This window comes from Stenotrophomonas sp. GD03958 (assembly GCF_029839005.1).
Lineage (GTDB): Bacteria > Pseudomonadota > Gammaproteobacteria > Xanthomonadales > Xanthomonadaceae > Stenotrophomonas > Stenotrophomonas hibiscicola.
Map to the genome: position 1 here is coordinate 1 of NZ_JAOBZT010000037.1, position 23,315 is coordinate 23,315.

Consider the following 23,315-nt stretch of genomic DNA (forward strand, 5'->3'; position numbering starts at 1 on the left):
CACCCTCCCGGCCAGCCCCCGGGAAACCAGCTTTCCGCGAACAACCAAACCACCCACGAGGGGCTGCGCGGTTGGCGGGAATCCCCCACGGATTCGTTAGCCGGAAGTTAAAGATCCGTAAGCATTCTGCTGCGATCCCGCAGTCATCTGCATGCAACCGATCGTCATTAGCCTTCGTGACGTTCCAGTCAGGTTCGACGCGGTAAGCTCTCCCTCGATGAGCTCGCAGCATCGCTCATCGAGTGCAGTACGCAGTAGCAATTTGGAGGAATACATCACATGGCAATCGTTCTTTATGTCGGTGGTAGCAAGGATGGCGAGAAGGGCGTGGTGCCCTACGGCTTCAGCAAATCCCGCGCCGACACCGCGCTGGGGCCGGAGTTCTACACGGAGCGGTTCATGGAACTGCAGGGTGTCGGCAAGGTCCGCCTGATGGCCCTGGAAGGCATGCGTGACGAGATCGTCATGCAGCGCGCCGCCCGCCACTACCGCTGACCTTCGTAACACGCGGCAGGGCGCGCCCACCATCGCGCGCCCGCGCCGGCATCCCAGCCCAGGGCCAGTCCGGGCCCGCGCTTTGCCAGGATGCCGGCGTCCAATCCGGCTACGCCGCTGAACCTTGCGCCCTGTCAATGCCTTGTCCGGCTCCGTCGCGGGTTGCCAGAATGGGGTCTTCCCGTAATGCGGCACAGACCTGAAGCAATGCACGACGCCAAGAACGCCCAGAGCGCGCTCGCCCAGCAGATCGCCCAGACCATCGCCGACGAGATCGGTGCCCAGTCCGCCCAGGTGCGCGCCGCCGTCGGCCTGCTCGACGAGGGCGCCAGCGTTCCGTTCATCGCGCGCTACCGCAAGGAAGTGACCGGCGGCCTGGACGACACCCAGCTGCGCAACCTGGAAGTGCGCCTGACCTACCTGCGCGAGCTGGAGGACCGTCGCGCAGCGGTGCTGGCCAGCATCGGCGAACAGGGCAAGCTCAGCGACGAACTGCGCAACGACATCCTGGCCGCCGATACCAAGAGCCGTCTGGAAGACCTGTACCTGCCGTACAAGCCCAAGCGCCGTACCCGCGCCCAGATCGCCCGCGAGGCGGGGCTGGAGCCGCTGGCCGATGGCCTGCTGGCCGACCCGACGCAGGACCCGCAGAGCTTTGCGGCCAGCTTCGTCAATGCCGACAAAGGCGTGGCCGACACCAAGGCTGCGCTGGAAGGTGCGCGCGCGATCCTGATGGAGCGCTGGGGTGAAGACGCCGCGCTGGTCGGCGAACTGCGCACCTGGCTGGGCGAAACCGGCGTGATCCGCGCGCGCGTGGCCGAGGGGAAGGAAACCGAAGGCGCCAAGTACCGCGATTACTTCGATCACGCCGAGTCGTTGGCGAAGATTCCCTCGCACCGGCTGCTGGCGCTGTTCCGCGCGCGCCGCGAGGAGATCCTGTTCCTGGAGCTGGACCCCGGCAGTGATGCCGAGGCCGGCCACCAGTACGCCGAAGGGCGCGTGGCGCGCAGGGCCGGCATCGCCGACCAGGGCCGCGCCGCCGACCGCTGGCTGCTGGACGCCTGCCGGCTCACCTGGCGCGCCAAGCTGCACACGCACCTGCTGCTGGACCTGTTCAACCAGGCCCGTGAGAAGGCCGAAGCCGAGGCCATCGCGGTGTTCGGCGACAACCTGAAGGACCTGTTGCTGGCGGCACCCGCCGGCCCGAAGACCGTGCTCGGACTGGACCCGGGCATCCGCACCGGCTGCAAGATCGCCGTGGTCGATGCCACCGGCAAGCTGGTGGCCACCGACACCATCTACCCGCACGAGCCGCGTCGCCAGTGGGAGCAGTCGCTGCAGACGATCAAGCAGCTGTGCGCCAAGCACAACGTGGAACTGATCGCGATCGGCAACGGCACCGCCAGCCGTGAAACCGACAAGCTGGCCGGCGAAGCGATCAAGGCCGCTGGCAACCCGAAGCTGCAGAAGGTGGTGGTCAGCGAGGCCGGCGCGTCGGTGTACTCGGCGTCCGAGTTCGCGGCCAGGGAGTTCCCGGAGCTGGACGTGTCGCTACGTGGGGCGGTGTCGATCGCCCGCCGCCTGCAGGACCCGCTGGCCGAACTGGTGAAGATCGAACCCAAGGCCATCGGTGTCGGCCAGTACCAGCACGATGTGGACCAGTACCGCCTGGCGCGCGCGCTGGATGCCCGCGTGGAGGACTGCGTGAACGCGGTGGGCGTGTACGTGAACACCGCTTCGGCTGCACTGTTGTCGCGGGTGTCCGGCCTGTCGTCCACGGTGGCCGAGAACATCGTGCGCCACCGTGATGCGAACGGCCCGTTCAAGCGCCGCAAGGACCTGCTGAAGGTGGCGCGCCTGGGCGAGAAGACCTTTGAACAGTGCGCGGGCTTCCTGCGCATTGCCGACGGTGATGAGCCGCTGGATGCTTCGGCGGTACACCCCGAAGCCTACCCGGTGGTCGAGCGCATCGTGGCCAGCACCGCGCGCCCGATCAAGGCGCTGATCGGTGATGGCAGCTTCCTGCGCGGCCTGAAGGCCGAGCAGTTCACCGATGCCACCTTTGGCGTGCCGACCGTGCGTGACATCCTCAAGGAACTGGAGAAGCCGGGCCGAGACCCACGCCCCGAGTTCAAGGCGGCACGCTTCGCCGAGGGCGTCGAGGACATCAAGGATCTGCGCGAGGGCATGGTGCTCGAGGGTGTGGTAAGCAACGTGGCGGCCTTTGGTGCCTTCGTCGATATCGGTGTGCACCAGGATGGCCTGATCCACATTTCGGCCCTGTCCGATACGTTCGTGAAGGACCCGCGCGACGTGGTCAAGGCCGGCGATATCGTCAAGGTGAAGGTGCTGGAGGTGGACGTGGCGCGCAAGCGCATCGCCCTGACCCGGCGCTTGGACGATACCCCTGGCCAAGCCACCAGCCGCCCGGGCCAGCGTGATGAGCGCGGCCATGGGCAGGGTCCGCGCCGCGATGCAGGCGGCCAGAACCGCGGGCCGTACCGGGGCCAGGGCAATGGCGGCCGTCCCGCCGCGTCCGCGCCCCCGGCCAACAACGCCCTGGCCGAAGCCTTCGCCCGCGCCAAGCGCAGTTGAGGACCGTGTTCCCCGTCACGCTTGATTCGTGGCGGGGGGACTTGTCGATTTTCCCCGTGATTGCGCACACTTGCGCTTGAGGGGAGGCGTCCGGCCACCCCGCTGTTGCTGGGGAGGGCCATGACGCCAGCAGGACCCGTCGTCTTCGTTGAGGTCTGCAGCGTCGCGCTGCGGCCGCTGCCTCCCTGTGCGGGCCGGGGTACGGGTTGATGGCCGGCCAGGGAGCCAACGGCAACGGGTTGCTGGAGCGGCGCCTGCAGGCGCTGGCCGAAGAGCGTCGTCGCCTGGCGATGATCATTGACGGCACCGCCGCCGGCACCTGGGAGTGGAACGTGCAGACCGGCGAGATGCGGGTCAATGCGCGCTGGGCGGAGATCGTCGGTTATCGCCTGGAAGAGCTGGAGCCGGTGTGCCAGAAGACGTTCCTGAAGCTGGTCCATCCCGATGACATCGTCCTGTCCGACGCGGCACTTGAGGATCATTTTGAAGGCCGCAGCGACAACTATGTCTGCCTGCTCCGCATGCGCCACAAGAACGGCCAGTGGATATGGATCCACGACCGTGGCCGCGTGTTCGAATGGGATGGGCAGGGACGACCGCTGTGGATGGCCGGTGCGCATGCCGACGTGACCGAGCTGCAGCAGGCGCGGCAGGACGCCGCCGAAAGCCGGCAGCGGCTGCAGGCCGTGGTCGATGCGTCCGACGAGGTGGCGGTGATCGCGACCGATACCGAAGGCACCATTACCCTGTTCAATACCGGTGCGCAACGCCTGCTGGGATACAGCGCGGAGGAAGTGGTCGGACAGCGGCGACTGGGTGATTTCCACGATCCGGACGAGTTGGCGGCATGGCTGCGCCCGCTGGCGGCTGCGGACGGACGCCTGCCGGGCGCGTTTGAAGCCCTCAGCGCCCGTGCCGATGCGCAGACCTATTCAAGGCAATGGACATTGAGGCGCAAGGACGGCCAGCCACGCCAGGTGCGCCTGTCGATCAGCCGCATGGATGGTGCCGGCGGCGCGCGCATCGGCTACGTCGGCATGTCCATCGACATCACCGAGATCCTGCAGGCACGTGCCGAAGCACGCCTGGCGGCGGAGAAATTCGCCGGTGCGTTCACGTCGGCGGCGCTGGGCATGGCGCTGGTGTCGCTGGAGGGGCGCTGGCTGGACGTCAATGACGCCCTGTGCCGGATCCTGGGCTACCCCCGCGAGGAACTGCTGCAGGTTGATTTCCAACGCCTGACCCACCCCGATGACCTGCAGGCCGACCTGGCCCTGGTGCAGGATCTGCTGGCCGGGCGGCGCAGTCACTATCACCTGGAAAAGCGCTATCTCGATCGCGACGGCAAGGTGATCTGGGCGCGGCTGTCGGTCTCGCTGGTGCGCAACGAGCATGGCGAGCCGCTGCATTTCGTATCGCAGATCCAGGACATCAGCGCACAGCGCAGCAGCGAACAGCGCCTGTTCGAGAGCGAGCAGCGCAGCCGCATCACCCTCGATGCCGTGGCCGATCTGGTGCTCAGCGTCAGTCTGGACGGTCGTATCGATTACGCCAACGCCGCTGCTGTCCGCACCCTCGCCGGTGATGGCGCGCTGTCGCTGGCAGGGCACAACGTGCAGGACGTGCTGGCGCTGACCACCGAATACGCGCCCGGCTCGGTGCTTGATGTATCCGTGCTGCTGGACCCGGAAAGCAATGCGGTGGACCTGCATGCCGACCTTCTGCTGCGCCTGGGCACGGCCACGATCCCGGTCGATCTGACCCGCGCCTGGCTGCGCGATGACGAGGGCCATGTGCGCGGCGCGGTGTGGGTGCTGCGCGACGACACCCAGCAGCGGGCGCGGCAGCGCGAAGCCCGCCACCTGGCCGAGATCGATCCGCTGACCGAGCTGAGCAACCGTCGTGGCTTCGAGGTGCATCTGCAGCAGGCGATCACCCGCGTGGAGCGTACTGGCCAGGCCGCCTCGCTGATGTACATCGACCTGGACCGCTTCAAGCCGGTCAACGACACCTGGGGCCATCTGGCCGGTGACGCCGTGCTGTGGGCGGTGGCCAGCGTGCTGCGCCACGGCGTGCGGGATTCGGATGTGGTGGCGCGGCTGGGTGGCGATGAGTTCGCGGTGATCCTGTCCGGTTGCACGCCGCGTCGTGCAGCGCGCATTGGCGGCGAGCTGCTGCACACCCTGGCGTCGCTGTCGATTCCGTGGGACCAGGACCGCCTGCATGTGGGCGCCAGCATCGGCATCGCGCCCTTGACGGGCGGGATGAGCGTCGACCAGGCCGTGGCGGCGGCCGATGCCCAGTGCTACCGGGCCAAGGCAATGGGCCGCAACAACGTGCAGGTACAGGGCGAGGCGAGTGAGCTGCCGGGCGGCGACATCGATCCGACCGAGGGCTGATCTCAACCTGTGAGAGGGTGTGCGCGAATACTCCGCGCACTTCCCCTCCTACAGGTGGTCCCATGAATGTCTGCAACCCGGTGACGCTGCGTGCCTACGCCCCGGCAATGGTCGGCTGGTGCCTGGCCCTGGCCGCCTGCCTGCGTGCGGAACAGCTGCGCGGCGACCTGCACGCGCAGGCCCTGCTGCCGGTGCTGCAGGGCGGCGCGGTCGCCTTGCTGGTGTTCACGCTGTCCTGCATCGGTGCCGCCAGCATCATGCTGTGGCGGGCGGGCAGGAACGCGGTGGAGTGATGCGGTGGATGGTTATCGCATCCCCCATGCGCAGTTGCGTCAGCGCAGTACTTCATCCGAACTGACCAGCTGCACGTCATGCATCAGGTTGAGGTAAGCCTCGTAATAGCCCTTGTGTGACGCGCCGACGATGGTCAGCATGCGGGTGCCTGGATGCTGGCCGAGCACGTCGCGCATGTTGGCGACCATGCGCAGGTTACGGGTTTCCCAGTAGCCCAGGTAGTTGCGGCCGAAGCCTTCCGGTGAGGGTTCGACAAGCGTCGCGCCGAAGTCGCTGTTGAACGCCACCATCGCGGTCTCGGGTGCGTTGTAGGCGCGATACATCGCGAGTAATCCTTCCGGTTGAACAAGATTGGCTTCGAGCCGTTCATCAGCCGCCCTGCGTGCTTTGACGAAGGCGTTGTCCCAGGCGCCGCGTATGGCGGCAGCGTAGGCCTTCTGCTGCGATTCCGGTGTGGGCGAATCCGCAGTGTGGTCGTCCACCGACCACAGGCGTTCCAGTCCGAGGCGTGCGGCAAGCACGCCGGCCACCAGGACGGCCTCGTTGCGGCGGGTCATGCGCGTGTCGAGGAACTGCACCAGCTCCGGAGTCAGGCTGTCGGCCGCACGGCGCTCTTCCCGGGGCAGCCGCAGCCATTGGACGACTGCCGAGCTGCTCTCGCCCGCAGCCAGGAAGACTGCGGCCAAGCGACGTCGCTGGGCAGCGCTTGGCGCCTTGGGCCAATCTGCAAGCAGGCGTTCCATTTCCACGTTGGCGCTGGGCACGTCCAGACCGGTGGCGGCCTGCGCCGGTGCCGGATCGACGCAGTAGTCCGCGACGCTCTCCGCGTATCGGGCCGGATTGCGGCGCATGAAGTCACACTGCAGGCCGGACACGTTCTCCACGGCGATCGCGGTGGGCCGCCAGGCCTCCAGGCGCTGCAGCAGAGGTTCCAGCATTGCCGGCGTGAAGGCCTCCGGCAGGCTCGACAGGTGCGGGCTGCCCAGCACCAGTACCTGGTTGGGGCGTCCTGCGGGGGGGCCCTTCAGCTGGTCCGGGTGGAAGGCCGGTCGATAGGCGGTGCCGGTGGCCAGCGCATTGCTGCTGCATAGGGCCAGGAGAAGAAGGCTGGCAAAGCGAGGGAACATGCGATCTCCATGTAAATGAGCATCCCGCGGGACCTTCATGCTGGTCGTTTTCCCCTGCGGGCGAACCCCGCATCGGTCATGTAAACCTTTTTTCCTTGAGCTGCATCCTTCTGTCGGCGATGTGGTCGGCTGCCTCCCTGCGCCTGCGCTGTACAGCGTTCCGCCAACCGGTGGCGGAACGGATCCGGTCCAGCCGTTCATTGGCCCAATGCCTTGGTGTGAAGGCGGGGACACGTGAGAAAGGCGTGAAGTACACGGCAATCGTCCACCGCATTCCGCCTGCAATGGACGGAGTTGCGACGGACGTCGCGGAATGCCGCTAAAGCGGCCGACGGCATCGCCGATATCCCGTCTGGATCCCGCTCCAGTCACCCGCCGCAGGACCCAGGCTGCCCCCGATGGGTGGTCCGCGCAGTGTGCTCCGCCGCCCCAGATGCCGATCGCACCCGCAGCAGACGTTCTTGGCAGTCGCTCGAGAGGTGCCGTGGGCACCTGTAGTCCCTGGCAACCGCCGGGCATCCCGCCCGGCGGGTCACAACCGCTTACCGGACACCGAGGATCAGACAATGCTCATTCCAGGCTTCATGGCAGGCGCGCAGGCGCCGGACGAGCTGCATACCCGATGGTCGCCGTGGCGTACGCTGCTTGGCGTGCTGGCGCCGCAGCAACGCACCGGCACAGCGAAGGCGATGACCGACCGCACCGAGCTGGAGGCGCAGGTGGCCGCGCTGCATCGCGTGCAGGCCGTCATCGAGTTCGCGCTCGACGGCACCATCCTGCAGGCCAATGACAATTTCCTGCAGGCGATGGGGTACCGGCTGGAGGAGATCCAGGGCAGGCATCATTCCCTGTTCGTCGACCCCGAGCAGGCGCGCAGCGCCGAGTACCGCGACTTCTGGGCGCGCTTGGGGCGCGGCGAATACGACGCCGGGCAGTACCGCCGGTTCGGCAAGGGCCAGCGCGAGATCTGGATCCAGGCCTCGTACAACCCGGTGCTGGATCGGCAGGGGCGGCCCTACAAGGTGGTCAAGTTCGCGACCGACATCACCCAGCAGAAGCTGCATGCGGCCGACTCGGCGGGGCAACTTGCGGCGATCGCCAAGTCTCAGGCGGTGATCGAGTTCGGCATGGATGGCCGCATCCTGTCGGCCAATGACAAATTCCTGGCGGTGACCGGCTACAGCCTGGACGAAGTGCGCGGGCAGCACCATTCGTTGTTTGTCGAGCCCGGGCATCGCAGCAGCGTGGAATATCGCCAGTTCTGGGAGAAACTTGGGCGCGGCGAATATGATGCGGGCCAATATCGGCGCCTGGGCAAGGACGGGCGCGAGGTCTGGATCCAGGCTTCCTACAACCCCATCCTGGACCTCAACGGAAAGCCGTTCAAGGTCGTGAAGTATGCCGCCGACATCACCGCGCAGGTGCACGAGAACCAGGCCATGCAGCGCGCCGTGGCGCAGACCCGAGAGGTGGTGGCTGCCGCCAAGCTGGGTGACCTGACCCAGCGCGTAGCCACCGCCGACAAGAGCGGGCCGATTGCCGAGTTGTGCGAAGGCGTGAATTCGCTGGTCGAGGCGATGGCCGCGATCATCGGCCAGATCAAGTTCGCGGCCGACACCATCGCCGTGGGTGCGACTGAAATCGCGCAGGGCAACAGCGACCTGTCGCAGCGCACCGAGCAGCAGGCGGCCTCGCTGGAGGAGACTGCGGTGTCGATGAAGGGTCTTGCCGAGACGGTGCAGCGCACCGCAACCAATGCCCGCCAGGCCAGCCAGCTGGCCGGTGGGGCAGCCGATGTCGCCGCGCGGGGCGGCAATGTGGTGCATGAAGTGGTCGAGACGATGGCGGTAATCAATGCCTCATCGCGGCGCATCGTCGACATCATCGGGGTGATCGACGGCATCGCCTTCCAGACCAACATTCTTGCGCTGAACGCAGCGGTGGAGGCCGCGCGCGCCGGTGAACATGGTCGTGGCTTCGCCGTGGTTGCCACCGAGATCCGTGAGCTGTCGCAGCGTTCGGCCAGCGCAGCCAAGGAGATCAAGCACCTGATCGATGCGTCGGTGGCCAATGTCGGCGCCGGTACCGCGCAGGTCGAGAGCGCGGGCCGCACCATGGATGAGATTGTGACAAACGTGCGCCGGGTCAGTGACCTGATGAGCGAAATCAGCACGGCCGCGCAGCAGCAGAGCGACGATATCCAGCAGATGAACCAGGCCGTCGATCTGATTGACCAGGGCACCCAGCAGAATGCCGCGTTGGTCGAGGAGGCATCGGCGGCGGCACGCAGCATGGAAGAACAGTCGGCGCAGCTGCTGCAGACCGTGGCCAGCTTCCGCGTGCAGGGCGCGGCAGGGCAGCGGCAGGGAGCGGCGGCGCTGCACGCCGTCTAGGCCCGGCGGTTGCATCTGTCTTCCGTAGTATCTGCGTCGCCGTATACGCGGTTGCGCCCGGCGCGTTTGGCCCGATACAGGGCCTGGTCGGCGCGTTCGACCAGGTCGCGCGGATCGTGCTCTTCGCCCGGTGCCTGCCACGCCACGCCACGCCGACGCTGATGGTGACGGTGGCCTCGGGGGCGGGCAGGGCAGCGATGAACTCCTCGCCGCCATAGCGGGCCAGCAGATCGTCACCCCGTTGCAGGCAGCCATCAAGAATGGCGGCGACCGACTGCAGGCGCTGATCTCCTTCCGGGTGGCCATAGGTGTCATTGAGGCGCTTGAAGTGGTCGATATCGATCATGAGAACGGCCAGGCCCAGACCTTGGCGCCGCGCGCGGCGGTGGGCCGCGCCAAGCGATTCATCGAAGCTGCGTCGGTTGCCCAGGCCGGTCAGTGGATCACGCCGTGCCAGTTTTTCCAGCTCGTCGCGCTGGCGCTGGATCTCCACCTGGCTCAGCACGCTGCGCAGGGCATAGCCGAGCAGGGAGCCGATGAAGCCGACCGTGGCCAGGGTCGGCTGCAGGCGCGCGACCAGAAGCGCCACCAGCATCAGCAGCAATGGCAGCATCAGTGGTACGCCGGCATCGATGATGCGCCGCAGGCTGCGGGATACCTCCACTGTCGGGTAGCGACGATGGCTGCCCGCCAGGGTGGCCAGCAGCACGAACAGTCCACTGATCAGCAGGTCGCCCCAACTGCCGTCGGGCACCTGCGGCTGATAGGTATTGATGTAGAAGGCCAGCAGGAAGTAGCCCAGCGCATAGATCGTCAGCGTCCGGAAAAAATCGCGGCGGTCCGGATCGTCCTCGGCCAGGAAACGGATCAGTGCGAAGCAGAACACCAGGCTGTTCTGCATGCTGCTCATGGTGTTCAGGCACTGCGTCCACAAGGCGGTGTTCAGCGGCGCCATGGCCCGCGCATGCAGGTAGTACAGCAGCCAAAGCAGGGCAATGATCCCGAGGTCCACCGCACGGATGTAGCGGTTCCCGCCACCCGGGCTTGCAGCGACGTAGGTCAAGGGGATCCGGTAGAACACGTACAGGATCAGTGTTGAGGCGGTCATCTGCGCAGGGGCGAGGCCGGCCACATTGCGGTGCAGCAGGGCCAGCAGCGCGAGAGAGAACAGGCCCACGGCCGCGCCCAGCGTCCGCCATTTGCAGGCGGCCTGGTGGCTGTCACGTGCACGCCGCACGCAGGCCAGTGCAGCCAGCAGCGGTGCGGTGATCAGCATCAGGTAGGAGCCGACCGGGTCCTGCGGGCCGATAAAGGCAATGACGAGCGCGTGCGTAACCAGAAAAAACAGCGCCGCACGCAACGTCATGCATTCCCCCACCCCCAGCTCCGGCTGGGATCACGATAGGCAGAGGCACGTGAGGCTTGCAAGAAAAGTGTGCGCTGTGTCTATTTAAATACTTGCCGGAAGTCGCAGTTGCGTTCCTCTGTGTTGGCGCGGAGCCTGTGCCGCGGGCGTTCATCCAGAAGGCACGGGTGTCCCCACGCGGTCGAGGGTGCAGCCGCGCTTGGCCACGCCCGGCAGTGAGAAGCAGCGCGACCAGGGCGTCGTGTCATCCGCGTGAGGTGGACGCAGCCGTGCGGTCGGGATCTCGGGGAGCGAGGGCAGGGCGGGCGTTGGCATCGATCCCAGCTCCGGCGCCCGGCACTGGAAATGCAGAAGGCCAGGTCAGGGACCTGGCCTTTGATGCAGTGGTGCCGGTGAAAGGACTCGAACCTTCATGGGGTTACCCCCGGCTGATTTTGAGTCAGCTGCGTATACCATTCCGCCACACCGGCAGGCAGCGTGCGAGTGTAACCGAGGTCGGCAGGGCTTTCATAGAGGCAAGGCCAATCGGGGCGCTTCCTGTCGGCATCGGCTCTGTGGTGGCTATACTGCGGCGGCTTGAATGCCTCCAGGAGCGGTACCGGATGACAGTGTTGCAGGACCTGAGGGTGCTGGTGGTCGAGAACGACGAGATGAGCGCAGCCTTGCTGCAGATGCAGCTGGTGCATGCCGGCGCGACCGTGGTCGGGTTGGCGGCGAGCGTGGCTGAAGCATTGCGCATGCTGGAAGACTCGGCCCCGGATGTGGCCCTGCTGGACTATCGCCTGGCCCGCAACGAGACCAGCGAGCCAGTGGCGGCAGCATTGTCGGCGCGCGGCGTACCATTCGTGCTCGCCACCGGAATGCTGGCTGAGCAGCTGCCCGAGTCGATGCTGGCCGGAGTACTGCTGGTCAAGCCGTATCTGTCGGCGGATCTGACCAGGGCGCTGGCCCGTGCGGTGGGTCGTTCCAGCGCAACGGCGTGAGAACGGTGCTTCAGCCAGCCTCCTCGTACACGTAGCGGATGTCCTCGCGGTCGTCGAGGACGCGGTACTGCTCGGCCAGGTTGTCCGGATCGGGATTGAGCCACGCATCGAGATGCTCCCTGCGGATCGGTATCACGCCGCGATCGTGACCTGCGGCGGCGACATCGCGTGGCGGGGCGTCGGTGATCGTGGCGAACGAGAGCAGGCGGCCTTCCGGTCCCTCCCATTCCGCCCAAAGGCAGGCCAGCAGCAGGTCACGTGGCGGTTCGGGGCGGAACTCGAGCACCACGTCCTGTTCCTTCTCGTCGGCACCCAGCATCCGGCCGGCGATGGCATGGCGTGGGACGTGCTCATAGAACGCCTGCACCACCACGACGCCGTGGCGCAGGCCAAACGCACCGCGCCAATAGCCTTCCAGGCTGTCGCGCCTGGCGTTGTAGGTGCCGGGGTACAGGACATCGTTGCGCGCCGTCTTGTCCGGCAGCCGGCATTGGTAGCGCATCGGCTTGATCACGCGTTTGCCGCCATCGCTGACCATGACCGGTGCATAGGTGCCGGGAAAGATGCGGTTGTCGCGTGGCAGCAGCTGCACCCGGTGCAGGTCTTCCAGGCGCGCTTGCGCGCGGCCGATGCGGTTGCCGGCCACGCGCAGGTCGTTGCGGGCTTTCTGGGTGGGGCGGGTCGCCAGCGTGGCATTGGCGATATCGCGTCGCTCGCGCTGGCGGGCCAGTTCCGCTTCCAATTGCTGCCGTTCCTGCGCATGCCACTGCTGGATTTTCGCGACGATATCGCGGCCCTGCTCGGTGCGCGCGCCGGCAAATCCGTCGTCCATGGCCTTCGGGGTCTTCGGTCGCTTCTTGCCGGGATCGTGCGCGTACAGCTCGGCGAACTCTTCCAGCGACAGGATGGCGCCGAATTCGCGCACCAGCTTGGCGTAGTCGGCGCGGATCAGGGCGGAGTAGCACATGGGAACTCTGCGGGCGTGGGTCGCAGCGGCTGCGACATGGATAAGGCAGGATAGCCCGACCTACAGGGAGATAGCGCATGAATGATTCCGTCGCCTGCCAGTTCCGCGACGCCGTGCCCACGGTTGAAGACTATTGCCAGCTGCGTGTACTGGCGGGCCTCAGTGCCAAGAGCCAGGAGGCGGCGGCACGCGCGCTGCCCAATACCCTGTATGGCGTGTGTGCCTACCAGGGCAACGAGCTGGTGGCGATGGGACGCATCGTCGGCGATGGCGGCTGCCACCTGCAGGTCTGCGATATCGCCGTGTTGCCGCGCCTGCAGGGGCAGGGCCTGGGCAAGGAGGTGATGCGTCGCCTGGATGGTTGGATGCAGGCCAACCTGCCGCCATCGGCATATGTCAGCCTTCTGGCAGATGGCGAAGCGCACCGTTTGTACGCGCGGTTTGGTTTCGCTCCCACCGCGCCTGCATCGATCGGGATGTACCGGCGGTTCTGAAGGCGGGTGGCGGTGAGGGCATCCACACATGGTGTGGACCTGCCCGGGCCCTGCAGTAGATCCACGCCATGCGTGGATAGAGTCCTTCCGGGAATCGCAGGCAAAGAAAAACCCCGGCCGAGACCGGGGCTTTCAAAGAATTGGCGTCCCCACGGGGATTCGAACCCCGGTCGCCACCGTGAAAGGGTGATGTCCTAGGCCTCTAGACGATGGGGACGCACGAAAACTTCAAGTTGTAGAACCCTCGACGGCCTGGTGTCGAAAGTGGTGGAGCCAAGCGGGATCGAACCGCTGACCTCCTGCATGCCATGCAGGCGCTCTCCCAGCTGAGCTATGGCCCCAGTGAAACTCCGGATGATCTGCCGGGAGCAGAGTCCGTTTTGAAACTGGCGTCCCCACGGGGATTCGAACCCCGGTCGCCACCGTGAAAGGGTGATGTCCTAGGCCTCTAGACGATGGGGACGCACGAAAACTTCAAGTTGTAGAACCTTCGACGGCCTAATGTCGAAAGTGGTGGAGCCAAGCGGGATCGAACCGCTGACCTCCTGCATGCCATGCAGGCGCTCTCCCAGCTGAGCTATGGCCCCGTGTTGCCGAGCCGCCTATCATACCTGCGTGTTCACCTTTGTGGAAGCTTTTTTCGAGCTTTTTTCGTTTCGGTTCAACCGTGGCCACGGGGGCAGGGGAACCGCTACGCCACAACCTGAATGCCGGTAGGCGGTGAACAAAAAAGACCCGGTTATCGGCCGGGTCCTCATTGTTCGTGATGAGTGGCGTCCCCACGGGGATTCGAACCCCGGTCGCCACCGTGAAAGGGTGATGTCCTAGGCCTCTAGACGATGGGGACGCAATTCTCATCAATGTTCTTTAGCGACCTTTCGACGGCCTAATGCCGAAAGATTGGTGGAGCCAAGCGGGATCGAACCGCTGACCTCCTGCATGCCATGCAGGCGCTCTCCCAGCTGAGCTATGGCCCCACGTCGCTGAGGAGCGAAATAATAGCCTCGCCCCAGGGGGTTGGCAAGCATTTGTTGCACTTTTCTTCACGCGCGTTGCGACGCCGATATCAGTCCGCTGTCGCCTGCGCAGCGTCGTCGGTCAGCGCCGCCAGGATTGGGCACTGGTCCAGTGTGCCGTGGCCGGGGCAGGCGTCGACCAGCTGCGAAAGTGCGGTGTGCATGCGTTGCAGCTCCGTCATTCGCTGTGAGATGTCCTGCAGGCGTGCCTGCGCGGTATCGCGCACGCTGGCCATGTCCTGTGAGTGGTGATCGCTCAGTGCGAGCAGATCGCCGATCTCTTCCAGGCTGAAGCCCAGTGCCTTGGCGCGGCGGATGAATCGCAGCCGGCGCAGGTCCTGCTCGCCGAAGATGCGGTAACCGCCCGCCGAGCGGGCAGCGGTCGGCAGCAGCTGCTGCCGTTCGTAGTAGCGCACCGTATCGATCGGCACGCCCGCCTGGCGGGCCAGTTGTCCAATGTTCATGGCGGATTCCTGCGGATGCTGCCGGTCATTTTGAAGGATGGAGTCTGGTCGAGAGTCAAGGCTGGGTCCGGGTGCGCGCATTCAGGGCACTTTGCAACTTTCTTCATAGCCCCGCCGCTGGCCCAGTTCCTACCCTTCGCCTGAACCGGCCGTTCGATGGCCTGCAACGAAGCGAGGAGGGGCTGTGGAAGGATTCAGGAACGAAGGATTCGTCGAGATCGCGGTGGTCGAGTACCCCGGAGGTGATCCGTCCGCCGCCTCCGTTCTGGCCGAAATGGCGCACGTTGCCAATCGCCTGGCCCAGCAGCAGCGTCGGCCGTTCAAGCGGGTGCTGGTCACCCGCTGGATCGTGCCGGCCAGCCAGACCGGTGTGCATCGTATTGCCGGTGCGGAAATGCTTGATGCGGCCATTCCGGCCGTGATTGCGGTTCCCGGCCAGATCAGTGCCGGCGCGTGCCTGCGCGCGGACGAGGTTCTGCTGGACTGGCTGCGCGCACACTACGACGGCGGCAGCCTGCTGGCCGCTGCCAGTGATGGCGTCAGCGTGCTCGCACGGGCAGGGTTGCTGGCGGGACGCACGGTCAGTGGCCCCGATCTGGGGCGCCATCCAGGCCTGCTGGCGCAGGCAGCGAGCTGGGTGCCGAGCGAGCGGGCACTGGTGGATGACGGGGACCTGCTGACGGTCGGTGGGGTCCAGGCCTGGCGCTTCCTGGGGCTGCGCCTCCTGTACCGGCTGCATGGGCAGGGCGTGGCCAGCGCGGTCGCGCAGCAACTGGGCATCACCGTGCCCGCCACGATCCAGCAGGATCTTGAACGCTTCAGTGCCAACTTCGCACATGGCGATCGTGATGTGTTGAAGGCGCAGCGCTGGCTGCACACCACGGCCGCACGCGGCGCCACCCTTGCCGCGATCTGCGAGGTTTCCGGGCTGGAGCCGCGCACGCTGCAGCGGCGGTTCCTGAAGGCCACCGGCCTGCGGCCGATCGAATACTGCCAACGGCTGCGCATCGCCAAGGCCCAGACCCTGTTGCAGCAGGGAGCAGGCATCGACGAGGTGGCCTGGGGCGTCGGCTACGCTGACCAGAGTGCTTTCCGCAGGTTGTTTCTACGCATCGTGGGCATGACGCCAGCCAACTATCGGCGTCACGTCAACAGCAAGCGCCGCGAGCGGCCGTTGATGCCATCGGTGGCGGGCAGCCTGCGTGGGCTGCAATCGCCGTCGGTGATGCAACACGGGCGAAGCGCGGCCTGACGGCGCCAACATCGTCGCGCTTGCAACCGGGGCGCGACACTTCGACCATGCAGTCAGTGGACGATTGAACAGGTGGTTTGATGTCGAGCGTTGGGCCGGTGCCGATGCCGGTGGTGTTGATTCTCGCGTGCGTTTTGCTGGCGATGGCTGTGGCTCGCCTGTGGTCACGCAGGAAGGACGGCATGCCGCTGCCTTCTGCACCCAGCATGGTTCTGGACATGTTGCTGGTCGGCCTGCTGTGCGGCCGCATCAGTTTCGTAGCCTTGAACTTCACGCTGTACCGCGAGGCGCCGTGGGGCGTTCTGCAGATTGCCGATGGCGGTTATCACCTGGTGATCGTCCTGGTTGCGGGATTGGCATGGGGGCTGTGGCGACTACGCCCGTGGCGGGCGTTACGCATGCCCGTGCTGGGCGCGTCGTTGGCAGGGGTGCTGCTGTGGGCGGGTGGCAGCCAATTGCTGTCCGCATGGCAGGCGCGGCAGATGCCCCTGCCAGCAGTGCAGGTTGCTGACCTGGAGGGGGGCAGGGTTGATCTGCAGCAGTTCCGTGGCAAGCCACTGGTGTTGAACCTCTGGGCCAGCTGGTGTGGTCCCTGTCGACGCGAGATGCCGGTATTGGCAGCCGCGCAGGAGGCGCATGCGGAGGTGCAGTTCGTGTTCCTCAATCAGGGTGAAACCCTCGACGAGGTCCAGGGTTTTGTTGCGCGCGAACGCCTTATTCTGGACAACGTATTGCTGGACGGCGACGCTGCGGCTTCTACGGCGCTGGGCGTGCAGGCCTATCCCTCGACCCTGTTCTTCGACGCGGAAGGGCGCCTGCGAGAGCTGCACCTCGGCGAACTGACGGCAGCCGGTCTTGAACACAAACTGCGTCGGCTGCGGTAGCCTGCGCGGGCATCTCACTACGGAGTTCCCATGTTGTCGACTTCCCTGCGCGCCGCCCCCGCGGTGCTGTTGCTGCCGGTCCTGCTGGCATTGGCCGCCTGCAGCCAGGCACAGACGCCGCCGGGCAAGAGCGCTGCGCCACCGGCCGCGAGCGCCGCAGCTGCTGCCAACAAGGGCGACCGCCCTGCGGTGCTGAAGGGCATCGAGAAGCACGGTTTCGAGGTCGTTGCCGAGTTCGATGCCCCCGAAGGCCTGCGGGGCTTCGCTGGCGTGGTCGGTGGCCAGCAGCCGGCGGCGGCCTATGTCACTGCCGATGGCAAGCACGTACTGGTCGGCAGTCTGTTCGACGCGGAAGGCAATGATGTAGCCGCAGAGGCGGTTGAGAAGCTGGTCGCCTCGCCGATGTCCGCCAGGATGTGGAGCAAGCTGGAAGCCAGCGCGTGGGTGCCTGACGGCAAGGCCGATGCGCCACGCGTGGTCTACACCTTCAGCGATGCCAATTGCCCTTACTGCCACAAATTCTGGGAGGCGGCGCGTCCGTGGGTGGATGCAGGCAAGGTACAACTGCGCCACATCATGGTCGGCGTCATCCGTGAGGACAGTCCGGCCAAGGCGGCAGCGATCCTCTCGGCGCGTGACCCGAGCGCGGCCCTGCTTCAGAACGAGCACCAGTTCGACCGTGGCGGCATCAAGGCCCTGCCGAGCATCAGCCGCGACATCGCGGGCAAGCTCGACGCCAACCAGGTGCTGATGGTCGAGATGGGGTTCCAGGGCACGCCGGGTATCCTGTTCCAGGATGCGCAGGGCCAGGTGCAGCGCCGCGCCGGTCTGCCGCAGGGGGATGACCTGCAGACGGTGCTCGGCCCGCGCTGATCTGAGCCTGCATCATGATGTCGACCACAGGCCCGCATGGTGACGTGCGGGCCTGTTGCGTTCCAGGCCCCAGGCGAACACAACTGCTTGCGCATGGGCTGTTCGTCGTCACGGCTGAATCGTGACTGAGATCAAACATCATGCCTTGATTCCAATCAAGGCCAAAAACGACAGGCGGACTAGCCTGTGACGCATGGAATACAGCGTCAACGCGCCATGGATGCCGCGCCGCGGCTGCCCGGATGCGGGCAGGTCGGCACAGCCATTCACGACACTCTCACTCCCTGATTGTTACCCAGACTGCTGCGGTCGCCACCTCTCTGGCTGCGCGGCCTTGATGGAAGCGACATGGATAGAGGCAGGGCAGTGTCATTGTCCTGTTGTCTGCCGCGTGCAGGCTGACTGGTGTCGTCGACGCAGTACCCGCATTTCCAGCAACGGCAACGCGAGGCCAGGGCGGCGCATGCGTGCGCTCCGGAACCGTGATGCGAGTGTTCGTCCGGGGAGGATGCAATGCGTATGGCGGTACTGAATCTGGCATGTCTCGGGGCACTGGCGGTCATGCCGGCGTACGCGCAACAGGGTGATGCGCTGGATGCGCAGGCACTGCGGCGTGAGATTGCCGCCATGCGCCAGGCGCTGGAAGGCATGCAGCAGCGGTTGGATCGGCTGGAGCAGCGGGATCATGCGCCTGTGCAGGCGCAGCCGCAGGCACAGGCGAAGCCCGGAGCGTTATCTTTCGCCCCCACAGCGGCCACGACGGGGGTGATCCATCCCACCCAGGTGCCGGGTGTCGCCCAGCCCGTATTGCCACAACGCGATTCGGTCGCCGATCCATCCACGGCGGCATCGCGTCCGGACAGTGCCGCGGGCCCGACCGATCCCGATCTGAAGGGGTTCTTTGCCATTCCCGGCACTGATACGGTAATCCGCATCGGCGGCTATGCCAAGTTGGATGCCATCGCGGATTCCCGCGCAGCCGGTGACGAGGACCAGTTCATTCCTTCGTCGATGCCGGTCGGTGGCAGCCACCGTGACGTGTCCAACTTCAACATCCACGCCAAGCAGACCCGCTTCAGTTTCGAGGCGCGGCGCCCGACCACGCACGGCAACCTCCGCTTCTACCTGGAAAACGACTTCTTCGGCAGCAGCGATGGCTACGAATTCCGCCTGCGTCACGCCTATGGCCAGCTCGGCAACACCTATGCCGGCTATGGCTATTCCAGTTTCATGGATCCGGACAGCCTGCCCGACACGCTGGATTTCGCTGGTCCAGGCGGCGCGGGCTATCTGCTGGTGGCCGGCATCCACCATAGCTTTGCGCTGGGCAAGGGCAACACCCTGACCGTCGCCGCCGAAGATCCGAAGACCGAACTTGCCGGTGCCAGCGAAGAGCGCGCTGCAGTGAACCGTCTGCCGGACGTGACCGTCACTGCGCGCATGGAACGCGACTGGGGCCACCTGCAACTGGGCGCAGTGGCACGCAGCCTGGCATACGACGGTGACAACGAGCGCGACCGACGCATGGCTGGCGGCGTGCAGTTGAGCGGCTCGGCGTCGGTGGGCGAGCGCGACCTGCTGTTGTTCGGTGCGCTGGGAGGGCGCGGTCTCAGCCGCTATACCGCCGACCTGACCGGCTCCGGGCTGGACGCGGTGGTCGGTGCCGATGGCCGCCTCGACGCGTTGGACCTGCACGGCGGCTTCGTCGGCTATACCCACTACTGGTCCGAGCTGTGGCGATCGAACCTGATCTTCGGCCAGCTGACCCTGGAGCGGAATGCCGCACTGGCGGCCGATGCCTTCCGGCAGAGCCGGTACGGCGTATTCAACCTGATCTGGAGCCCCGCGCCGTCGTGGACGATGGGCATGGAGCTGCTGTACGGCCGCCTGGAACAGCAGGCCGGCGCACGCGGCGACACGGTCCGGGTGCAGGGCAGCCTGCAATACAACTTCATCAAATAGGCGCCAGCGGTCGTACGCCAGCGCAACCGTCCCCACGCCCGGTGCTGCCGGGCTCATGCCAGTACCGGAGATCGTCATGGCAGAAGCAAAGAAAATCGGGGTGGTCGGAGCCACCTTCCTCGTCGCCGGCAACATGATGGGCTCAGGCGTGTTCCTGCTGCCGTCCAGCCTGGCCAAGATCGGTACCGCCTCGATCTGGGGCTGGCTGATCACCACTGCCGGTGCGCTGCTGCTGGCCTTCGTGTTCGCCAAGCTGGGCAAGCTTGCGCCCAAGGCGGGCGGCCCCTATGCCTATGCACGCGACTGGTTCGGGCCGTACATGGGCTTCCAGACCAATACCATCTACTGGTTCGCCAACTGGATCGGCAACGTCGCCATCCCCATTGCGGCGGTGGGCTATTTCAGCTATTTCTTCCCGATCCTGTCCGAGCCATTGGTGCGTTGCATCGCGGTGCTGGTGCTGGTGTGGGCACTGAGCTTTGCCAACGTGGTCGGCCCGGCCTTCGTCAGCCGCGTGCAGACGGTCACCACCAGCTTTGCGTTGGTGCCGATCCTGGGCATCGCCATTTTCGGCTGGTTCTTCTTCGATGCCGACATCTTCAAGGGCGCCTACAACGTGTCTGGCGAGTCGAACTTCGGTGCGATCTCGAGCGCCGCGGCACTGACCCTGTGGGCCTTCATCGGCGTCGAGTCTGCATCGGTGACTGCCGGTGTGGTCGAAAATCCGGAGAAGAACGTCGCCCGCGCGACGCTGGCCGGCGTGTTCCTGGCTGCCATTGCCTACATCGCCAGTTCGTCGGTGATCATGGGCATGGTGCCGAACGCGGAACTGCAGGTGTCCGACGCACCGTTCGCGTTGGCCGCGGCCAAGGCCGTCGGTGGCTGGGGCGGTGCACTGGTCAGCCTGTGCGCGTTCATCGGCGCGGCCGGTTCGCTGGGTGGCTGGATCCTGCTGACCGCGCAGAGTGCCAAGGCGGCCTCCGATGATGGCCTGTTCCCGACCATCTTCAGCAAGACCAATAAGGACGACGTGCCGGTCAAGGGCGTGCTGATCGTGGCCGTGCTGATGACCCTGGCAGTGCTGGTCACTTCCACCTCGGAAACCGCATCGGCCCAGTTCGACGTGATCACGTCGGCGGCGGTGGTGCTGACCCTGCTGCCCTACATCTACTCGTGCGTGGCCTGCTACTTCGTGGTCGAGCGCTCGCATACCCTGGTCCACACCGGTGCGTTCTGGACGCTCACCAGCCTGACCGTCGTGTACTGCCTGTGGGCGATCTACGGCTCGTCGGGAACCATCGTGCAGTACGCCTTCCTGTTCGTGCTGTTCATCACCGTGTTCTATCCCTTCTTCAGCGAGGAGCGCCGCCAGCAGCGGCAGCGCGCCCGCGAGGCATCGGCCATCAGCGCCGGCGCCCGGCATTCCTGAGTTCGACAAGGAGAATCGACGTGTACTTCAAGTCCCTGGACTATCCGGTCATTGTCATCGACAACGACTACGAGTCGCCGCGCATCGGCGGCATCCTGATCCGTGCGCTGGTGGAAGAGCTGCGCAGCAATGACCAGCGCGTGCTGTGCGGGCTGAACCTGGATGATGCCCGGGCCGGCGCCCGCACCTACGTGGCGGCCTCGGCGGTGCTGATCTCGATCGACGGCAGTGAAGAGGTGGATGGCGAGTTCCAGCGCCTGACCGCTTTCCTGCGCGAGCAGAGCGCGCGCCGCGCCAACCTGCCGGTGTTCCTGTACGGCGAGCGCCGCACCATCGAGAAGGTGCCGAGCAAGCTGCTCAAATACATCCACGGCTTCATCTTCCTGTTCGAAGACACCAAGAGCTTCATCTCGCGGCAGGTGATGCGCGCGGCCGAGGACTACATGAAGAACCTGCTGCCCCCGTTCTTCAAGGCGTTGATCCACCATGCGGCCGAGTCGAACTACTCCTGGCACACGCCGGGCCATGCCGGCGGTGTGGCGTTCACCAAGTCACCGGTGGGCCGTGCATTCCACCAGTTCTACGGTGAGAACACCCTGCGCAGCGATCTGTCGATCTCGGTGCCGGAGCTGGGCTCACTGCTGGATCACACCGGCCCGATCAAGGATGCCGAGGAAGAGGCGGCGCGCAACTTCGGTGCCGACCATACCTTCTTCGTCACCAATGGCACCTCCACCGCCAACAAGATCGTCTGGCATGGCACGGTGGCGCGCGGCGACGTGGTGTTCGTCGACCGCAACTGCCACAAGTCGCTGCTGCATGCGTTGATCATGACCGGCGCGGTACCGGTGTACTTCACCCCCAGCCGCAATGCACACGGCATCATTGGCCCGATCAGCCTGGATCAGTTCACGCCGGAATCGTTGCAGCAGCGCATCGCCGCCAATCCGCTGGCCAGCAAGGCCTATCAGGCTGGCTCCAGGCCGCGCATCGCGGTGGTGACCAACTCGACCTACGACGGCCTGTGCTACAACGCCGAGAAGATTGCCGACGAGATCGGCAGCGCGGTGGACTTCCTGCATTTCGACGAAGCCTGGTACGCCTACGCTGCGTTCCATCCGTTCTACGAGAACCACTACGGCATGGCCAAGGGCAAGCCGCGCGAGCAGGATGCGATCATCTTCACCACGCATTCCACGCACAAGCTGCTGGCCGCGTTCTCGCAGGCCTCGATGATCCACGTGCGCAACTCGGCGCAGCGCGACCTGGATGCCGAGCGCTTCAACGAATCGTTCATGATGCACACCTCGACCAGCCCGCATTACGGGGTTATCGCGGCCTGCGATGTGGCGTCGAAGATGATGGAAGGCGATGCCGGCCGTTCGCTGGTACAGGAAATGCACGACGAGGCGATCGCCTTCCGCCGCGCGATGCTGCACGTCCGCGATGATCTCGGCCGCGACGACTGGTGGTTCAGCGTATGGCAGCCGACCAGGCTCGAGCGCAGTCTGGACAAGGGCGACACGCCGGCGCCGATGGTGGCCAAGCGCGAAGAGTGGTACCTGCAACCGGACGCACACTGGCACGGCTTCGAGAACCTGGTCGACGACTATGTGCTGATCGACCCGATCAAGGTGACCCTGCTGACCCCGGGCCTGGCGATGGACGGCAGCATGGGCAAGCTGGGCATTCCGGCGGCGGTGCTGAGCAAGTTCCTGTGGGGCCGCGGCATCACCGTGGAGAAGACCAACCTGTACTCGGTGCTGTTCCTGTTCTCGATGGGCATCACCAAGGGCAAGTGGAGCACCCTGGTCACCGAACTGATGGCGTTCAAGGAACTGTACGACCGCAATGCGCCGCTCAGCCAGGCACTGCCGACGCTGGCCGCCGACTATCCGAATGCCTACGCCGGTTGGGGCCTGCGTGACCTGTGCGACGCGCTGCATGCGTTCAACCAGGAGTTCGCGGTGGCCAAGGTGATGCGCGAGATGTACGTGGATCTGCCAACCCCGGTGATGACCCCGGCCGATGCCTACAACCACCTGGTGAAGGGCGAGATCGAGCGGGTCGACATCGAGCAGGTCAGTGGTCGCATCGCCGCGACCATGCTGGTGCCGTACCCGCCGGGCATTCCGACCATCATGCCGGGCGAGCGCTTTGGCGACAGCGATGAGCCGATCATCCAGTCGTTGCGCATCGCCCGTGAGCAGAATGCCCGCTTCCCGGGCTTCGAGTCGGACGTGCACGGGCTCATCATCGAGAACGACGGCGATGTGACCTCGTACAAGGTGGAGGTACTGAAGGCCTGACCGGCGACGGTCG

Annotated in this window: 17 protein-coding genes, 7 tRNA genes and 1 pseudogene; 13 read left to right on the forward strand and 12 right to left on the reverse strand. The window is 65.8% G+C overall.

The features are described 5' to 3' along the window. Positions 1-279 precede the first annotated feature (279 nt). The 4 genes from N5C25_RS12095 to N5C25_RS12110 all read left to right on the forward strand — a co-directional run bounded on the left by N5C25_RS12095 (position 280) and on the right by N5C25_RS12110 (position 5,782). Positions 280-495 (forward strand): hypothetical protein, encoded by a 216-nt coding sequence (locus N5C25_RS12095; RefSeq protein WP_005410085.1) that lies wholly within the window; start codon positions 280-282, stop codon positions 493-495. A gap of 207 nt (positions 496-702) precedes the next feature. Further along, positions 703-3,090 (forward strand): Tex family protein, encoded by a 2,388-nt coding sequence (locus N5C25_RS12100; protein WP_279936994.1) that lies wholly within the window; start codon positions 703-705, stop codon positions 3,088-3,090. Between the two features lie 209 nt (positions 3,091-3,299). Further along, positions 3,300-5,489: a PAS domain S-box protein gene (locus N5C25_RS12105; RefSeq protein WP_058981426.1), complete on the forward strand. Its 2,190-nt coding sequence runs from the start codon at positions 3,300-3,302 to the stop codon at positions 5,487-5,489. Between the two features lie 62 nt (positions 5,490-5,551). Further along, a complete protein-coding gene (locus N5C25_RS12110; protein ID WP_019660256.1) occupies positions 5,552-5,782 on the forward strand; it encodes a hypothetical protein in 231 nt (76 codons plus the stop codon). A gap of 39 nt (positions 5,783-5,821) precedes the next feature. On the opposite strand, the gene N5C25_RS12115 is transcribed toward N5C25_RS12110, so the two are convergent. Then, entirely contained in the window at positions 5,822-6,910 is a 1,089-nt protein-coding gene (locus N5C25_RS12115) for a DUF5694 domain-containing protein (RefSeq protein WP_251101773.1), read from the reverse strand. Between the two features lie 566 nt (positions 6,911-7,476). Between N5C25_RS12115 and N5C25_RS12120 the strand changes: the two genes are divergently transcribed. Beyond that, a complete protein-coding gene (locus tag N5C25_RS12120; RefSeq protein WP_279936995.1) occupies positions 7,477-9,303 on the forward strand; it encodes a methyl-accepting chemotaxis protein in 1,827 nt (608 codons plus the stop codon). Here N5C25_RS12120 and N5C25_RS20500 read toward each other — a convergent pair. From N5C25_RS20500 to N5C25_RS12130, 3 genes and pseudogenes are all read right to left on the reverse strand, one after another. Beyond that, a complete protein-coding gene (locus tag N5C25_RS20500) occupies positions 9,300-9,407 on the reverse strand; it encodes a hypothetical protein (protein ID WP_345781921.1) in 108 nt (35 codons plus the stop codon). The genes N5C25_RS12120 and N5C25_RS20500 overlap by 4 nt on opposite strands. Further along, a pseudogene (locus N5C25_RS20505) lies at positions 9,374-10,669 on the reverse strand (GGDEF domain-containing protein); the annotation flags it as partial. The pseudogene N5C25_RS20505 and the gene N5C25_RS20500, both read right to left, overlap by 34 nt. Positions 10,670-11,053: 384 nt before the next feature. Then, positions 11,054-11,139 (reverse strand) — tRNA-Leu (locus N5C25_RS12130). Between the two features lie 132 nt (positions 11,140-11,271). On the opposite strand from N5C25_RS12130, the gene N5C25_RS12135 reads away from it, so the two are divergent. Further along, complete coding sequence (locus N5C25_RS12135; protein WP_021204524.1) at positions 11,272-11,652, forward strand: response regulator; 381 nt, start codon at positions 11,272-11,274, stop codon at positions 11,650-11,652. Positions 11,653-11,662: 10 nt separating this feature from the next. On the opposite strand, the gene N5C25_RS12140 is transcribed toward N5C25_RS12135, so the two are convergent. Next, positions 11,663-12,619 carry an SOS response-associated peptidase family protein gene (locus tag N5C25_RS12140; protein WP_058982764.1) on the reverse strand — a complete coding sequence of 319 codons (957 nt, stop codon included), beginning with the start codon at positions 12,617-12,619 and terminating at the stop codon, positions 11,663-11,665. A 77-nt stretch (positions 12,620-12,696) separates the two neighbouring features. Here N5C25_RS12140 and N5C25_RS12145 point away from each other — a divergent pair, with 77 nt between their 5' ends. Next, on the forward strand, positions 12,697-13,113 hold the full coding sequence (locus N5C25_RS12145) for a GNAT family N-acetyltransferase (RefSeq protein WP_019660250.1): 417 nt from the start codon (positions 12,697-12,699) through the stop codon (positions 13,111-13,113). A gap of 141 nt (positions 13,114-13,254) precedes the next feature. Here N5C25_RS12145 and N5C25_RS12150 read toward each other — a convergent pair. The 7 genes from N5C25_RS12150 to N5C25_RS12180 form a co-directional block, all read right to left on the reverse strand. After that, positions 13,255-13,330, reverse strand: a tRNA-Glu gene (locus tag N5C25_RS12150). Positions 13,331-13,378: 48 nt separating this feature from the next. After that, positions 13,379-13,454 (reverse strand) — tRNA-Ala (locus N5C25_RS12155). Positions 13,455-13,500: 46 nt separating this feature from the next. Then, positions 13,501-13,576: transfer RNA gene (locus tag N5C25_RS12160), tRNA-Glu, on the reverse strand. 48 nt (positions 13,577-13,624) lie between these two features. After that, a tRNA-Ala gene (locus N5C25_RS12165) sits at positions 13,625-13,700 on the reverse strand. A 184-nt stretch (positions 13,701-13,884) separates the two neighbouring features. Next, a tRNA-Glu gene (locus tag N5C25_RS12170) sits at positions 13,885-13,960 on the reverse strand. A gap of 54 nt (positions 13,961-14,014) precedes the next feature. Further along, positions 14,015-14,090: transfer RNA gene (locus N5C25_RS12175), tRNA-Ala, on the reverse strand. Positions 14,091-14,179: 89 nt separating this feature from the next. After that, positions 14,180-14,593: a heavy metal-responsive transcriptional regulator gene (locus tag N5C25_RS12180; RefSeq protein ID WP_019660249.1), complete on the reverse strand. Its 414-nt coding sequence runs from the start codon at positions 14,591-14,593 to the stop codon at positions 14,180-14,182. Between the two features lie 184 nt (positions 14,594-14,777). Between N5C25_RS12180 and N5C25_RS12185 the strand changes: the two genes are divergently transcribed. The 6 genes from N5C25_RS12185 (at position 14,778) to N5C25_RS12210 (ending at position 23,302) form a co-directional block, all read left to right on the forward strand. Beyond that, positions 14,778-15,845 carry a helix-turn-helix domain-containing protein gene (locus tag N5C25_RS12185; RefSeq protein ID WP_019660248.1) on the forward strand — a complete coding sequence of 356 codons (1,068 nt, stop codon included), beginning with the start codon at positions 14,778-14,780 and terminating at the stop codon, positions 15,843-15,845. 80 nt (positions 15,846-15,925) lie between these two features. Next, a complete protein-coding gene (locus N5C25_RS12190) occupies positions 15,926-16,729 on the forward strand; it encodes a TlpA disulfide reductase family protein (protein WP_279936996.1) in 804 nt (267 codons plus the stop codon). Positions 16,730-16,759: 30 nt separating this feature from the next. Then, positions 16,760-17,602, forward strand: a complete 843-nt coding sequence (gene dsbG, locus N5C25_RS12195) for a thiol:disulfide interchange protein DsbG (protein WP_134730743.1) — start codon at positions 16,760-16,762, stop codon at positions 17,600-17,602. Between the two features lie 513 nt (positions 17,603-18,115). Then, on the forward strand, positions 18,116-19,564 hold the full coding sequence (locus tag N5C25_RS12200) for a DcaP family trimeric outer membrane transporter (protein ID WP_279936997.1): 1,449 nt from the start codon (positions 18,116-18,118) through the stop codon (positions 19,562-19,564). Positions 19,565-19,640: 76 nt separating this feature from the next. Next, a complete protein-coding gene (gene adiC / locus N5C25_RS12205; protein ID WP_058981876.1) occupies positions 19,641-20,993 on the forward strand; it encodes an arginine/agmatine antiporter in 1,353 nt (450 codons plus the stop codon). A gap of 20 nt (positions 20,994-21,013) precedes the next feature. Beyond that, on the forward strand, positions 21,014-23,302 hold the full coding sequence (locus N5C25_RS12210; protein ID WP_279936998.1) for an Orn/Lys/Arg decarboxylase N-terminal domain-containing protein: 2,289 nt from the start codon (positions 21,014-21,016) through the stop codon (positions 23,300-23,302). The last annotated feature ends 13 nt before the right edge of the window (positions 23,303-23,315 follow it).